At 35.4% G+C, this 15,235-nt stretch carries 12 protein-coding genes and 2 tRNA genes; 2 read left to right on the top strand and 12 right to left on the bottom strand.

The window, feature by feature from the left end; translation table 11 throughout:
* Positions 1-35: 35 nt before the first annotated feature.
* Complete coding sequence (locus tag ACQH2O_RS06495) at positions 36-1,292, top strand: iron-containing alcohol dehydrogenase (protein WP_010082501.1); 1,257 nt, start codon at positions 36-38, stop codon at positions 1,290-1,292.
* Between the two features lie 170 nt (positions 1,293-1,462).
* Here ACQH2O_RS06495 and ACQH2O_RS06490 read toward each other — a convergent pair.
* The 7 genes from ACQH2O_RS06490 to gltX all read right to left on the bottom strand — a co-directional run bounded on the left by ACQH2O_RS06490 (position 1,463) and on the right by gltX (position 10,037).
* Positions 1,463-1,535, bottom strand: a tRNA-Met gene (locus ACQH2O_RS06490).
* A complete protein-coding gene (gene purB, locus ACQH2O_RS06485) occupies positions 1,535-2,827 on the bottom strand; it encodes an adenylosuccinate lyase (protein ID WP_010962833.1) in 1,293 nt (430 codons plus the stop codon). The genes ACQH2O_RS06490 and purB overlap by 1 nt, the downstream gene beginning before the upstream one ends.
* A 214-nt stretch (positions 2,828-3,041) precedes the next feature.
* Complete coding sequence (gene rplI, locus ACQH2O_RS06480; RefSeq protein WP_006279792.1) at positions 3,042-3,596, bottom strand: 50S ribosomal protein L9; 555 nt, start codon at positions 3,594-3,596, stop codon at positions 3,042-3,044.
* A 7-nt stretch (positions 3,597-3,603) separates the two neighbouring features.
* Positions 3,604-3,879 carry a 30S ribosomal protein S18 gene (gene rpsR / locus ACQH2O_RS06475; protein WP_007548890.1) on the bottom strand — a complete coding sequence of 92 codons (276 nt, stop codon included), beginning with the start codon at positions 3,877-3,879 and terminating at the stop codon, positions 3,604-3,606.
* Entirely contained in the window at positions 3,879-4,652 is a 774-nt protein-coding gene (locus ACQH2O_RS06470) for a 30S ribosomal protein S6 (protein ID WP_010082465.1), read from the bottom strand. The genes rpsR and ACQH2O_RS06470 overlap by 1 nt, the downstream gene beginning before the upstream one ends.
* 48 nt (positions 4,653-4,700) lie before the next feature.
* On the bottom strand, positions 4,701-8,030 hold the full coding sequence (dnaE, locus tag ACQH2O_RS06465; protein WP_182282684.1) for a DNA polymerase III subunit alpha: 3,330 nt from the start codon (positions 8,028-8,030) through the stop codon (positions 4,701-4,703).
* A gap of 684 nt (positions 8,031-8,714) precedes the next feature.
* Positions 8,715-10,037, bottom strand: a complete 1,323-nt coding sequence (gltX, locus tag ACQH2O_RS06460) for a glutamate--tRNA ligase (protein ID WP_010962828.1) — start codon at positions 10,035-10,037, stop codon at positions 8,715-8,717.
* Positions 10,038-10,251: 214 nt separating this feature from the next.
* Between gltX and ligA the strand changes: the two genes are divergently transcribed.
* Positions 10,252-12,240, top strand: a complete 1,989-nt coding sequence (gene ligA, locus ACQH2O_RS06455) for an NAD-dependent DNA ligase LigA (RefSeq protein WP_010962827.1) — start codon at positions 10,252-10,254, stop codon at positions 12,238-12,240.
* A gap of 38 nt (positions 12,241-12,278) precedes the next feature.
* Here the strand turns inward: ligA and dapA are convergent, their stop codons facing one another.
* The 5 genes from dapA to ACQH2O_RS06430 all read right to left on the bottom strand — a co-directional run bounded on the left by dapA (position 12,279) and on the right by ACQH2O_RS06430 (position 15,235).
* Positions 12,279-13,160: a 4-hydroxy-tetrahydrodipicolinate synthase gene (dapA, locus tag ACQH2O_RS06450; protein WP_038199100.1), complete on the bottom strand. Its 882-nt coding sequence runs from the start codon at positions 13,158-13,160 to the stop codon at positions 12,279-12,281.
* 9 nt (positions 13,161-13,169) lie between these two features.
* Positions 13,170-13,652: a single-stranded DNA-binding protein gene (ssb, locus tag ACQH2O_RS06445; RefSeq protein WP_010082448.1), complete on the bottom strand. Its 483-nt coding sequence runs from the start codon at positions 13,650-13,652 to the stop codon at positions 13,170-13,172.
* Between the two features lie 67 nt (positions 13,653-13,719).
* Positions 13,720-13,793: transfer RNA gene (locus tag ACQH2O_RS06440), tRNA-Arg, on the bottom strand.
* A 13-nt stretch (positions 13,794-13,806) separates the two neighbouring features.
* Positions 13,807-14,622 carry a hypothetical protein gene (locus ACQH2O_RS06435; RefSeq protein WP_010082449.1) on the bottom strand — a complete coding sequence of 272 codons (816 nt, stop codon included), beginning with the start codon at positions 14,620-14,622 and terminating at the stop codon, positions 13,807-13,809.
* 4 nt (positions 14,623-14,626) lie between these two features.
* A complete protein-coding gene (locus ACQH2O_RS06430; RefSeq protein WP_010082450.1) occupies positions 14,627-15,235 on the bottom strand; it encodes a hypothetical protein in 609 nt (202 codons plus the stop codon).

Below are 15,235 nucleotides of genomic sequence, written 5' to 3'. Positions count from 1 at the left end.
TTAAAATACTTATACTGCTATATTGTAAACACTCTATGCACTATTTAAAACAAATATTACATCAAACCGAACAAACTTTTCTAAGGGAAGTAATAACAGATTACCACCTTGCTGATGATATCTATGAAATATGCACACAACACGGAAATGACATCTTTCTAGTTGCAGATGAAAATACAGCAAAACTTTTAAACAAAAACGTATTTAATAAAATTTCTCATTTAATTATTCCAACCCCACCTGCCATTCCAGTGTCACGCGCTGGGATGACATCAAGTAGAGAAATGACACCAAGCAGAGCTGCCTCTCTTGAAACCGTAAATCTAGTGAGAAACAAAGTAAAAGACAGTGACTTAATAGTTGCATTTGGTAGCGGCACCGTTAACGATATCTGCAAATATGCAAGCTACCTCGAGAAAAAAGATTATATATCCTTTCCAACAGCCGCTTCTATGAATGGATATACATCCGCAAATGCTTCAATATTAGTAAATGGATATAAAAAATCGTTCAAAGCACATCTTCCAAGAGCAATATATATAGATATAGACATACTTGCCAATGCGCCACTGCGCCTCACATTAAGCGGATTTGCAGATTTCATTTGTCGTTCAACAGTTCAGGCTGACTGGCTACTATCTCATTTGTTGCTTAGCACAGAATACAATGAATTACCTTTTACACTTGTTCACGATTTGGAGCAAATTTTGCTAAGAGAATATACGGCGCTTACTAAAAGAAGTGGAAAAGAGGTCCTATTACTTATGGAAGTTCTACTAATTTCAGGACTTGGAATGGTGATGTCAAAAGGCAGCTATTCTGCAAGCCAAGGAGAGCATATGATAGCTCACGCAATGGAAATGGTAACAAAAGATTATTCCTCACTACATGGTGAAAAAATTGCTGTCACAACGATTACTATGGCTAATTTACAGGAAAAGATATTATCAATACAAAACCCGATTATCAAACCGACCACTTTAGATGTAAAACATATAACTCAGTACTTTGATAATATCGAATTTGTAAGAACTTTTGAACAGAAGCAAATTATGCAGCAAAAAATCCAAGAGATTATTTGTAAAGAATGGCATAATATTTCCAGTTTAATTAAGCAAAATTTACTACCTGCAAAACACCTGCAAAAAATATTTGAAGATCTATCAATTCCACACTTACCAGAGCACCTCAGTTGGAATAAAGAACAATATTGTAAAGTGGTCGATCTTGCGTTTACAACAAGAGATAGATTCACCTTTCTTGACTTAGCTAACTGCATAGAAGAAAGTTAAGTTTTGTAGTGAAATTCTGTCATTTAAAGAGATCATAGGCCAAAAGCTAAACCCTTTTCACAATCTCTTATCCATTGTCTCCTCACCTGAGTGGATATACAACTCATTCCAAGTAACTGACACTGGGTTTCACCAATAGCACTGCTTTGCTAAACATAGTTTAGTTCGAGTGGCTGAGGAGGGACTTGAACCCCCGACCAAGAGATTATGATCCTCCTGCTCTACCAACTGAGCTACTCAGCCTAATTAAAAACCTTATTATACACACGATCTATATGTTTCGTATAATACTTCAAATCAAACAAAGATTCAAGTTTTTCCGAGTTAATAACCTTAAGTAAGGGTTTATCTTGTTTCAATTCGGCCAGAAAATCACTGTTGTTTTGTTTCACTTTCATTGCATTGCTCTGAACAATTTTATACGCCTCTTCCCTCGCCAAACCACTATTTACTAACTCAAGCAATACACGCTGTGAGAAAACTAAACCTTTTGAAGAATTTAAGTTCTTTTCAATGTTTTCCTTATTGATCACCAATTTATCTATCAAATCTGTTAATCGCACTAAAGCAAAATCCATTGTTATACAAGCATCAGGAGCAATGCATCTTTCCACAGACGAGTGTGATATATCACGTTCGTGCCACAATGCAACATTTTCTAACGCAGGAAAAACATAACTGCGTATTAAACGTGAGAGTCCAGTCAGATTTTCACTTAAAATAGGATTACATTTGTGTGGCATAGCAGAGCTTCCCTTCTGCCCAGTGGAAAAATGCTCAGAAATTTCGCCGATTTCAGTTCTTTGCAAATGACGAATTTCAACAGCAACATTTTCTATTGAACTTGCAATTACTCCCAAAACTGAAAAGAACATGGCATGTCTATCACGAGGAATGATTTGAGATGATATGGTTTCAGGTATGAGTCCCATTTCTTTCGCTACATATTCTTCAACAAACGGATCAACATTTGCAAAATTGCCTACTGCACCTGATATTTTACAAATTGAGATCTCTTTTTGCGCGCTAATTAATCTCTGATAATTGCGTTTAAATTCAGCATAAAATCTGGCAAATTTTATTCCAAGAGTTGTTGGTTCTGCATGCATTCCGTGACTGCGTCCAACACAAACAATATCTTTATAGTCCTCAGCTTTTTTTTTCAATGCTGCAAGTAAATTTTTTAGATTCTCGAGCAAAATATCACAGGACTCTTTCAGTTGCACCGCAAGGCATGTATCCAAAACATCAGAACTTGTCATTCCATAATGAAGATAACGAACATCAACTCCCGCTTTTTTAGCAATATATGTCAGAAAAGCTATAACATCATGTTTTACAATGGATTCAATTTCGTTGATACATTCAACATCAAATTCAATAGCACCAGAGAGGTTCTCAGCAATATTATTCGGAATCACTCCTAACTTTGCTTGAGCTTCACACGCTAATTTTTCTATTTTAAGCCATATATTAAATTTATTATTTTCCTCCCAAATGGAAGACATTTCTTTTCTGCTATAGCGGGGAATCATTTTTGATTTATTCCAATAATGGTGTCATTCCAGTGCGTGACACTGGAATCCAGATATAAAAGTATTTGCAAATTATTCAATGGACAACGGATTCTAGAAGCATAAAATAATGTCCATGATGAAATAAACTGGATCCCAGTGTCACGCACTGGGATGACACCAGCTTAGCCATGGCAGACATTTCTTTACGACTATAACAAGGGATCATCTTTGATCAGCTATCATCACCATCAGTAGCTTCTTTATTCGCATCTTGCTCTGCCTCTTGTTGCTCAGACTTCTGATTTTGCAATTTTACTTGCCTTAGCTCATTTGCATCTGTTTCGGATTTCACGACGTATATAGTAATTGGTACTACTACTTCACTATGTAATTCTACGTTTACTTGGTATTCACCCAAGTTTTTGATGCTTACTCCACCAAAAGATAAACTACGGTGATCTATCACATGTCCTTCTTGTAGTAAAATTTTCGCAATTTCACGTGTTGTTACAGAACCAAAAATTTTACCATCCTCTGAAGCTTGCTTTATTAATACCACAAACTTATCATGTAGTGACAACGCAAGCTCTTTTGCTACATTTAATCTTTTTATATTCTCTTCTTCCAGTAATAAACGTTGCTCCTCTAGCTTTGTTAAATTTTCCTTGGTAGCTTTCACCGCTTTTCTTTGTGGAAAAAGAAAATTACGTGCATAACCTGGTTTAACTTTGACAACTTCACCAAGCTTACCTAAAGTCCTTATATTTTCCTTTAAAATTATCAACATAAATTACCTAAACTTTTTTAGTACAGTAAGGAATAAGAGCTAAAAAACGTGCCCTTATGATCGCTAAGCGTAACTTCCTTTGTTTTTTTGCACATACGCCTGTTAATCTTCTAGGTAATATCCTACCATAGTCAGAGGTAAACTTGGATAATAAATCTATATTCTTATAATCTATGTCTTCATCTTTAGACGCAGCAAGAGGGCAAACTTTAGAACGCCTAAAGCCAGTCCTATTATTTACAGATACGTAAGAATTATTAAAACTATTTCGTCTTTTCATCATTATGCGCTTTGCTCCTCAATTTGTTTATTCATCATATGAGATTTACCTTCAAAAATTTTATCAACCTGCACAGGAAAGTGGCGAATAACGTTCTCATTAAGTTTCATTCTACGCATAAATTCATCCAGAATGCTTGCAGTAGAACTTATGCACATTATACAATAATGACCGCTCTTCATTTTATTTTTGTGATATGCAAAATCCAAAAGACCCCAATGTTCATACTTGATTAATCCTGATGCTTCAATGTTTTTCAAAAGCATTTCCAACGCTTTGCTCGATTGAGTTGGACCGTTTATTCTAAAATCTTTCAAAATATCTTGAAAAATCTTTATTAGATGTTCTGAAATATTTCTCTTCAAAGCATTTACTGCGTTATGGATAAACGCACTTTTAGTACTGCCTCCTAGAAATTTTGTAAAATCTTGCGTTATTCCTAAATCTTTTAGGTCATCTTTCAACTCTTTATCGATTTTTGACTTCACTTCTTTCAAATTTGAAAGATCTTCTTCTAATTCAACCCATAAAATTTTTGTAAGATCTTCCAAGAAATCAGAGTAAGCAACTAGACTTTCTTTAATGTCCTCAGCACGCACTTCTAACTCTTGTTTTGTAAGCTTGTCATTTCCTTTTTTCAGAATATCCCTGATTTGCTGGAACATAATATCTGCTTTAATATTTTTCAATGAAACAGCTAGCTCTTGGACCATCTCCTCTACTTCTTGCTGTAACAATCCTTGTTGTGCTATAAAAGTAAATTCATAAAGATTCACTATATTTTCCTTTAATACCGATTAAATATTTCATTATATAAAGCTTTTTTATATAAGCAAGTTATTTGTATTAATTTCTACGCCTTTAATCCAGCTTAAATTAGATATTTCATAAATTACTTGAGGAGCAATTGAGTATGCACCTGGTAATAAGATGCTCACTTTATGTTTTTCGAGAAGAAGTTTTAGCATTATTTTGGTTCTGCCTTCATCTTTCAATATTGTGTTTAATTCCATAGCGGCTTTTTGCGAATCCGTGCACTCAGTGGTGAGAACTAATTCTTTTATTGTAGAAGTGACTCTTTTTGTAAACTCAGATATATCCTTGCCTGCTAATCTTGTTGTATTTTCCGAAGCTTCAAGATCAATTATCACAAATGTTCCTGGTGAAAATAAATCTCTTTTTTCTTCTATTATTTCATTATTATAGAATGCTATTTCAGAAACGTTATGGGGATCAGAAAGTGTGAGGATAACAAACCTTCCACGCTCTGAAGTTCTCATACGTGCATTTAATATTACCCCAGCAGTTTTTGCTGTTCTATTTTCTCCGATAAACCCAATATTTAACTTTTCCAGAAGAGTTCTAAATTTTTCAAGCGGATGATTAGTTAAATAAAATCCTAGTGAAAATAACTCATGTTCTAATTTTTCCTCTTCATCAAAATCTTCCACATTCTCAAGTTTCGGTTTGAGGACATCAAGACTACCAAACAAAGCAGCTTGACTTGATTCTCTATCCTGTTTGTTTTTATTTGCAAAGTAAATCAGCGTGTCCATTGACTCATATAGCTGCTTTCTGTTCTTATGCACGCTATCGAATGCTCCGGATTTAATCAGGCTTTCTAGCGCTCTCTTATTTATTATATGACCTGAATTTTGAATGAATTCCCATATGTCCTTACAAGCGCTTGAACGTACGTTCACTATTCCTTCCGCTATAGAAAAACCAACATTCCTCAAGGCAGCAATACCATAACGTATGCGTTCATCCTCTATTGAGAATTCAGCTTGAGACTTGTTTATATCAGGTGAAAGAACGGTAACGCCACTAAACTTTGCTGCATGATAAAATAAATTCAGTTTATCTCTATCATCAATATTCAGATTCATTAGTGCTGTAAAAAATTCTAATGGATAATTAGCTTTAAGGTAAGCCGTTTGATAAGATATCACCGCATATGCTGCAGCATGAGATTTATTGAACCCATAACCAGCAAATTTTGCAACAAGGTCAAAGATATAACTTGCCCTGTCGTAATCAACGCCATTCTTCGTTGCCCCTTGGATGAAAAGTTCACGTTGTTTATCCATCTCTTCCTTGATTTTCTTACCCATAGCACGTCTCAGCAAATCTGCTTCCGCTAAGCTATACCCGGAAAGAATACGGGCTATTTCCATCACTTGTTCTTGGTAAATTATTACCCCAAATGTCTCTTTTAATACTTCCTCAAGTAACGGATGAATATAATCTGGCTTTTCAAGTCCGTGTTTTCTTGCAACATAAGTTGGAATGTTATCCATAGGTCCTGGACGATAAAGGGAAATTAAAGCGATAATATCTTCAATGCAGTCCGGTTTTAGTTTAATTAAAGCTTCTCTCATTCCCGAACTTTCAAGCTGAAACACTCCAATTGAATCACCGCTTGAGAGTATCTCATAGGTTTTTTGGTCATTTAAAGGAACTGAAGAAATATCAATCTTTTTTCCATCACGATTAATTAAACGACATACATGATCTATTAGCGTTAGCGTACCAAGCCCAAGAAAATCAAATTTTATTAGCCCAGCTTTCTCCACATATTTCATGCTGTATTGAGTGATTGGCAAAGCCGAATTTGGATCATAGTACACAGGAACAAAATTTTCCAACTTTTGATCACATATTACAATTCCAGCAGCATGAGTTGAAACGTGACGATATATTCCTTCGAGCCTTAGCGATATATCAAGAAGCTTTGCAATTACCTCATCACTATCCCGCTCTTTCTGCAGGTTTTGATCAAACTCTATCGCTTGTGATAAAGTTACAGGATTTACTGGATTAAATGGAACCATTTTAGATATTTTATCCACTTGAGAGTAAGGCATTTGCAATACTCTACCAACATCACGCAATACTGCCCTTGCCTGCAATTTACCAAAAGTGATTATTTGAGCAACATAACCGTACTTTTTCTGAACATAATCAATAACCAGGTCCCTTTTCTCTTGGCAGAAATCGATATCAAAGTCAGGCATCGATACACGATCAGGATTCAAAAATCTTTCAAATATTAGGCCAAACTTTATTGGATCAAGGTCTGTAATCTGCAAGCCCCAAGCAACAATTGATCCAGCACCAGAGCCTCTTCCTGGACCAACTGGAATGCCATTTGCTTTGCTCCAACGAATGAAATCAGAAACTATCAAAAAGTAGCCAGCGTAGTTCATCGAAGTTATCACACTCAGTTCGTAATTCAGCCGATCGTAGTATTGTTTAAGGTCTATGTCTGTCTCATTCGCAATACGGAATTCTAATCCTGCAACTGCCTGCTCCCTCAGTTCTTCATTCTCAGTTTTATTTTCTCGACAAGGAAATTTAGGCAAAATAGGCTGCCTGCTTCTTGGCATGTAAGAGCACCGCTTAGCTATCACTAAAGTGTTATGAATTGCTTCGGGAATGTCGCTGAACAGCTCCTCCATTTCTGCCACAGACTTGAAGTAATGCTCGGTAGTTAACTTCTTTCTGTTATTCTCCAGGGCATAACTCCCCTCCGATATACACGTTAATATATCATAAGCCTCATAGTCAGACCTATTTGGAAAAAACACATCGTTCGTTGCAACTAGTGGTATATTGCGCTGATAAGCAAAGTCTATCAAAGCTTCTTCAAGCTCTAGCTCTTTATTCAGCCCATGACGCTGCAATTCAACATATAAATGACCATTAAATGCTGAAAGCAGTTTTTCAACCGTTTCTTTATCTTGCCCCAACAATAGTTGAGCCAAACATCCACCGGTTAAAGCGATCAGACCCGTACTTAAATTCAATAGCTCATCAAAATCAACGTAAGGAATATCGCTGTTATTCTTGCGCTTTCTAAAAGACTCACTCACCAAAGTGACTAAATTAGTGTACCCTTGCTCATTTTTTGCAAGCAATAATATAGGTAAATTTTGTTCTGAATGTTTAACTATAATATTGCATCCTATTATTAGCTGTATTCCCCTACTTGCCGCATATTCTGCAAATTCAAGTGAGCCAAACAAGTTACCTGAATCAGTAATTGCAACCGCTGGCATTTTATTTCGCAAACAAAGGCCGATCAGCTCCTCAATTTTAACCGAGCTTTCAAGCAGCGAATAAACACTATGAACACGCAAGTGTATGAACATAAAAAACTTTAGATCAACAAAAAAGGATAACATTAATTTACTCATGAGAACATAATTTTCATGAGAACAAAAGCCTATAAAATTCTAAAATTAAAATACAAAAACTTACTTGACAAACTCCGCCAGCTCCCTTATCATGATAGTGAAGCTATTGTATTTGCTTTCGCCAATCTGCAGATTAAAAGGTAAGGATTACTTAATGTATCGGCGTCTTATGTTCAATTTTTTGCAGTATATAGATACTGTATGTCTTTACAAAACTTCATCTACATCTAGATTTTTATCTAAATAAGCTGAACGCGCTTATAAAGCGTTACAAGACATCAAAAAATGCCAATACTCGACAGAGATAGTAAAAGACTAGCTAACTCGGGGATTCTTTGTCTTTTTTTCTGCTTAGTAAATTTCTTAAACATTTGCAGCGTAAGTTAGTTGCAATTAAAAGCGGCTGAATCTCGCTTGTCAAGCGTTTAAAACATAAAAAACGCCAATATTTTAAAGCGGATAATAACCACGGGGCTTCTTTTGCCTTTTTTTTCATTTGGTAAATTTCTTAATGTTTATGGCTAAACGACAACCGTCATCCCGCTACTTGTTAGCGGGATCTCTTGTTAGCGGCTAAGAGATACCGCGAATGAATCGCGGTATGACGTAGGGATTGCATTAGCTATAATTCTTTAGTTTTCACTTTTCTTTTAACCTTGCAATGATATTTTCTTTGCCGATAAAAATTAATAGTTTAGCGAGCTCTGGTCCTGTTTCTGTTCCTGTTAAAGCTGAACGCAACTGCGTAAATAGGTTTTTTGCCTTTATATCCACTGTTTGTCGAATAGTTTTGACCCATTCTGACAACGTGTTTTCATTACAATCACCTTGGGGCAATGCATTGAACGCAATTTTTATAAGCTCCTTATCAAGAATCACAGGCTCTATATCAGATTTGCATATTTTCCACCACTTGGCCACCTCAGAAAACCTTTCTATATTGTTCCTTATAAAATACCAAAACTCTGAGGAGCCCACTCCAATTTGATTTAAACGGTCTTGCACCATTTCAAATAGCATTTGTTGCAGCACTTTGCTATTTAGCTTATACATTTCACTCAAGCTGAATTGTGCAGATGCTGAGCTAAATTTTTTAATGTCAAATGAATCAATCAAAGATTGCATACAGGCGCAAGCTTCAATTGGATTGGATGTTCCAAGCTTCACTAAATAACTAACTAGTGCCATCGGTTCAATTTCATCTTCTTTTATAGATTTGATATCCAGCCCGCCTTTCCGTTTCGATATCTTGCTATCATCAAAATGTAGCAAAGGCAGGTGAGCAAATGTAGGGATTTTCGCTTTTAATGCTTTAATCATTTGGATTTGCACTGCGGTATTAGTTACATGATCTTCCCCGCGTACAATATGAGTTACATTAAAGTCAACATCATCAGTAACAGAAGGTAACATGTATGTGTAAATTCCATCTTCTCTTTTTACCACAGGGTCGCTGACGCTACTGGTTGCAATATTTATTTCACCTTTAACTTCATCATTCCATTTTACAACTTCATTTCTATCCAATTTAAATCTAAAATGTGGTCTTCGTCCTTCTTGCTCATAACGAATTTTCTCTTGCTCAGTTAGAAGTAACGCGCTTCTGTCATATACCGGGGGAAATCCTTGTTTTAACTGCAATTTTCGTTTAATGTCTAACTCTTCTCTTGTTTCATAGCATGCATAAATATGCCCTTCTTTTATTAACTGCAAAAACACCTCATTGTAACGCTCAAAGCGCTCTGATTGCTTAAAACTTGCATCCCAATCTATGCCAATCCATTTTAGGTCTTCTATGATATCATTTATATATTTGACATCTGAACGCTGAAGGTCAGTATCATCAAAACGGAGTAAAAATTTTCCGTTTTGATTGCGTGTGTACATCCAACAAACCAAGGCAGTTCGTACGTTTCCTACGTGGAGGTAGCCAGTTGGGCTTGGAGCGAATCTTGTTAGCATTTAAATAGCAATATTGTTTACTCTAATTTATTTTAATTTTATATAAATATATGGCTAGAGCAAGCGAGATCTGCTAATACAATTGAGCAAGAGAAGAATAAGTATGGCTATAGCATTGTGGCACCTTTGATATTTGATGGATTAAGACCATATGATAAATTCAAGAAAATTCACAGCTTGACGACAAAGGCTAATGTAGCATTATATTGGTATCATGACTAACTTAGAAAAGATGAGAGAAAAACTGCAAGATCAAATAAATTATCATAATGTTTTGTATCACCAAAAAAATAAGCCAGAAATAAGTGATGCTGAATATGATGAACTGAAGAAAAAGTTAGCTGAAATAGAGCCAGAAATTTATGCAACACAAGATAGTGTTGGTGCTCCACCTGATGAGAGGTTTTCTAAGGTGGAACATCAAGAACCTATGCTTTCCCTTGAGAATGCTTATGATGAACAAGGTGTAGAGAAATTTTTGTCTAAAATAAAGAGGTTTTTAATTGAGGACAAAATAGAGATATTATGTGAACCAAAAATTGATGGGTTGTCGTTTTCTGCAATTTATGAGGATGGAAGATTTGTTAAAGCTGCAACTCGAGGTGATGGTTTTGTAGGGGAAGATGTCACTCACAATGTTGCAACAATAAAAGGCTTTCCTAAGTTTTTGCAAGGTGTGCAAGGAAGACTAGAAGTAAGAGGTGAAATATACATCAGTAACAGCGACTTTTTAAAGTTAAATGAAAACGATGAATTTGCCAATCCTCGAAATGCAGCCGCTGGTTCTCTAAAGCAATTGGATGCAAACATTACAGCAAGCAGACCTCTTAGATATTTTGCTTATTCTTTGATTGGTGGAGCAGAGAAAAGTCAAAGTGAGGTACTAAATAAGCTTGAGGCACTTGGTTTTTGCGTAAATGAGCATCAGTCCTTAACGAGTAGTTTAGATGGAATGCTGAAGTTCTATAATGAAGTCTATAACTGTCGCTATAACTTGGATTATGATATTGATGGAATAGTCTATAAAGTAAATGATTTGGTACTACAAAATCGTCTAGGGAATACTCACAAAGCACCGCGCTCAGCACTTGCATACAAGTTTTCTGCGGTTTATGCAAAAACAAAGTTAAACAAGATATTTATACAGGTGGGCAGAACAGGGGTTTTAACTCCAGTTGCAGATTTAGTGCCAGTCAATGTTGGTGGGGTGCTAGTTAGTAGAGCAAGTCTGCATAACCAAGATGAGATAAAACGTAAAGACATAAGAGAGGGAGATATTGTAACAATCAAAAGGGCAGGTGATGTAATTCCCCAGATCGTTGAAGTAAGCAGAGATTCTCGTCTTCCAAATACACCTGAATTTGTGTTTCCTGAAGTATGCCCTGAATGTGGTAGTAAAGTACGTCAGGTTGAGGGAGAGGCAGCAGTAAGATGTCCTGAGGAATTTGCCTGTAAAGCTCAAATGATAGAAAAACTAAAGCATTTTGTATCGAAAGATGCATTTGACATTGTTGGCCTTGGTGATAAGCAGATAGAGTTTTTTTACGACCTTGGTCTGATAAAACAAATCCATGATATTTTTACTTTAGAAGAAAGATTGGATGAATTTAATCTGGAAGAACAGTCTGGTTGGGGCGAGAAATCTATAGCTAATTTGTTAAATTCTATACAAAGCAGAAGGGTAATAACTCTAGATAGGTTTATATTTTCTTTAGGTATTAGATTTATTGGCCAAGTTGCAGCAGAATTGCTTGCAGATTATTATGTTTCTTATAATAACTGGTATAATTCGATGATTGAACTGTCATTAGATAATACTGAGCTAGTAGGTATAGATGGCATAGGAAAAAAAGGGGCTGAATCTTTGGAATCATTTTTTTCTAAGGAACATAACATCAAAATGTTAAATGATCTTACTGCTTGTCTTCAAATTCTTCCTGTGAGCTCCAACTCTAGTAACTCTGTTTTAAATAATAAAATTATAGTGTTTACTGGTAAGCTACTTGCTATGAGTAGAGGAGAGGCAAAAGTAAGAGCCAAAACTCTGGGAGCAAAGGTCAGCTCACATCTTTCTGCTAAAACTGACTACCTAATTGCAGGAGAAAAACCAGGATCCAAATATAAAAAGGCAGTGGAATTAGGTGTAGAAATTTTAGATGAAGACCAGTGGCATAAAGTGATAAGTTTGGGAGTGTTCAAATGAAACTTGGATTGTATATTAAATCAAAGTTGCAAGACTATTTAGAGAGTAGCCAATTCTTTCCATCCAAGAATCATTTTATTGACTTGCCTCAATTTTTCAACAGAAGGCAAGTCTTCTGTGCTGAGCGGTAGGCGGACAGTTTGATGTTCTATGAGCCCAATATCATGCAAAAGTGCTTTAGTGGGTATTGGGTTGCTGGCAATAAATAGGGCTTCGCAAGCCTGTTGCCAGATATCTGCCTGAGGGTTCCTGCCATTGAGGCACTTCTTAACATATTCATGTGCTACATATGGCCAAACATTGGAAGCAACGGAAACCAGGCCAGCCGCACCATAAGCGGCCATATCGGATATCATATTATCATCTCCACAAAAGACCTCAATATTTGGTGCAACTTTCTTATACTGAGCTAAAGTATCAACAGTGCCACTTGAATCTTTGATAGCCCAAAATTTTTCGTGGCTGGATAAGTTGCGTACAGTTTCAGCGTGAAGATTTATTCCTGCTCTTGATGGAATATTGTAAAACATAACCGGCACATGTGCTTTCTCAAGCAGCTTTTCAAACCATAAAGTCTGCCCCATAATTCCGGGCTTTGCATAAATGGGAGTTGTCATTAGATAGCCATGAATAGGCATACCCTTGCAAAAATCAAGCCATTCAAGAGTCTGATATAGATTCACTCCTGGTACGCCAATTATAATTTTCGTATTTAATTTTAGCTTACATACGAATTCAACTAATGTACGCTTTTCAGAATCAGTAAGCGATAGGCTCTCACCTGTGCTACCCAGCAACACTACGCCATTTTCAGCTTTAACTTGCATTGTCAGTAAACGCTGCAAACTGCTATAATCTATACTATCTCCATTGCAATTAAAAGGAGTAACACAAGCAGTCCATAAAAATGTAGATTTCAATTTAAATTGTTAAAATGGTATTTCATCGTCGAGTAGTTCATCTTTTATATCGTTGTCAAAACTTTCGTGTTTATCTTTTTGTTCTGTTTCACCTTGTTTGTATTCACTTGGCTTGTAATCAGAATTTGGCGCACTATTTCGTGAATCCAAGAGAGTAAGAGCGCTATTAAAATTATATAGAACCACCTCTGTTGTGTATCTTTCACCACCGTTTTGGTCAGTCCATTTTCTAGTTCTCAAAGAACCTTCAACATAAACTTTACTGCCTTTACGTGCAAAATCTTTGACGATTTTTACTAATCCTTCACTAAAAATTACGATATTATGCCACTCTGTCTTTTCAGAGCGCATACCGGAAAGTTTGTCAGTCCAACTTTCAGACGTGGCTATTGAAAAACTTGCCATTTCTTTTCCATTTTGTGTAGTCCTAATTTCAGGATCTTTTCCTAAATTACCAACTAGTATGACTTTGTTTATGGTACCACCAGACATAATTATGCTCTAAATAAATCCTTTTATTATCTTATGTGAAAATACTATTGTCAAATTTAATTAAAAGTGCGCTTGGAGGGATTCGAACCCACGGCCTTTGCCTCCGGAGGGCAACGCTCTATCCAACTGAGCTACAAGCGCATATATATTTAAGTTATTTAATAGATAAGCCATCCAAGTCAAATTTTTGTTTTGGATAAAGCGTAAACATAATACTCCCATATCCAAAATATACATTTTGAGAATCATTCGCATGCTTTTTTATTGCTTTTTGATCTACGGTCCATACAAAAGTTACATAATTTTCAGTGACTGAGTGCACTTTTAAATCCTTAGTATTTATAAACAGTTTTCCATTTACCCATATTTTCCATGTATCGGGAGAAAGATATAAAATTGAGTCTAAACTCACTACCTTACCGTTGAAATTATCTGATACCTCCTCTTTTGCAGCTCTTGAAGATCGTAAATTGAACTTTTCCATTTCATTGACCATTCTATTAACTGGCTCTTCATCAAAAAAAATGCTTTTTACGTTACTATATTGTGACAAAACGTCAAAGTCACTTTCCACTGCTTCTCTTATTATATCGTCCCGATCTGTATAGCTTAGTTTTTGATTGTTGATAAAGAAACACTCTTTTGCACGCAAATTTGCTATATCAATAAAATCGTCGATTTCTTGATTGCCAACTTTAAGAATACTTTCAAAATATCTTTTTTCTATCATCATTCCATACTGAGAATGATGACAAACCATTTCATCATTACCTTGTTTTTCTATATATACGCATAAATTTCCACTATTTAATCCTAATATTTTATGCTCAATAAAATCTTCATTGCCAATATATTGTCGGCAAGAATACTCCTTACAAATTTCTATGCTTTCTATGATATCTTCACAACTGCAATATGCATTAACATTGGAAATGAGTAGCGTAAAAATAAAAAACAGCTTTATGTTCATCACCTTATCTACTTAATATAGTATACCAATCAAAGACTATATTAGCTCTCACTATCTCTATCATATTACCATTCAAAATCTGATTCATAGTTGCAGCATCAATATTTCTCTGCTTATTTAAAATAAGAGATTTGATCATAACATAACCTGGCAGATTTGGAATAGACTGTAGAAATAAAAAAATATGCTTATCGCTGATTGAGCTTAAATTTAGGATCACTTCACTTTTTATTACTTTTGTGCGTTCACTTTTGTTGTGGAGCTCAACTTCTTCGGGTATAGAAATTGATATTTCAGGTTCTAATATATAGTACTTTTTATATAACTTGCTAAGCTCGAAATTTAAATTTGCAATGTATCTGCTACTATGTAAATTTGAAGAGGAAATTTTTTTCCATAAATCTAGGTTTTTATTTAGAACAACTTCCTTTTTTTGAATTCCAGTAATCTGTAAATTAATAGAACGTATTTTATCAATCGCAATTTGGTTTTTATTATAAATCTTTTCGTTATAGATAACAACATATGTTAATAACCCTATTAATCCAACAGATAATAACAAATACGATATAAACTGAATTGTAGCTTTTCTTTTTAATTGAGAGATAGTCAT

The organism is Wolbachia endosymbiont (group B) of Schoenobius gigantella, assembly GCF_964031005.1.
Taxonomy (GTDB): Bacteria; Pseudomonadota; Alphaproteobacteria; order Rickettsiales; family Anaplasmataceae; genus Wolbachia; species Wolbachia pipientis.
Note: the sequence above shows the minus strand (reverse complement) of the source record. Positions and strands in the feature narration are given on the sequence as shown.

Bases quoted from the DNA above. Each gene is read 5' to 3' on its own strand.
- ACQH2O_RS06430 (WP_010082450.1), bottom strand. From the start codon at position 15,235: ATGACTATCTCTCAATTAAAAAGAAAAGCTACAATTCAGTTTATATCG.
- rpsR (WP_007548890.1), bottom strand. From the start codon at position 3,879: ATGATGAAAAGACGAAATAGTTTTAATAATTCTTACGTATCTGTAAAT.
- ligA (WP_010962827.1), top strand. From the start codon at position 10,252: ATGACTAACTTAGAAAAGATGAGAGAAAAACTGCAAGATCAAATAAAT.
- rplI (WP_006279792.1), bottom strand. From the start codon at position 3,596: ATGTTGATAATTTTAAAGGAAAATATAAGGACTTTAGGTAAGCTTGGT.
- gltX (WP_010962828.1), bottom strand. From the start codon at position 10,037: ATGCTAACAAGATTCGCTCCAAGCCCAACTGGCTACCTCCACGTAGGA.
- ssb (WP_010082448.1), bottom strand. From the start codon at position 13,652: ATGTCTGGTGGTACCATAAACAAAGTCATACTAGTTGGTAATTTAGGA.
- purB (WP_010962833.1), bottom strand. From the start codon at position 2,827: ATGATTCCCCGCTATAGCAGAAAAGAAATGTCTTCCATTTGGGAGGAA.
- dnaE (WP_182282684.1), bottom strand. From the start codon at position 8,030: ATGTTCATACACTTGCGTGTTCATAGTGTTTATTCGCTGCTTGAAAGC.
- ACQH2O_RS06495 (WP_010082501.1), top strand. From the start codon at position 36: ATGCACTATTTAAAACAAATATTACATCAAACCGAACAAACTTTTCTA.
- ACQH2O_RS06435 (WP_010082449.1), bottom strand. From the start codon at position 14,622: ATGAACATAAAGCTGTTTTTTATTTTTACGCTACTCATTTCCAATGTT.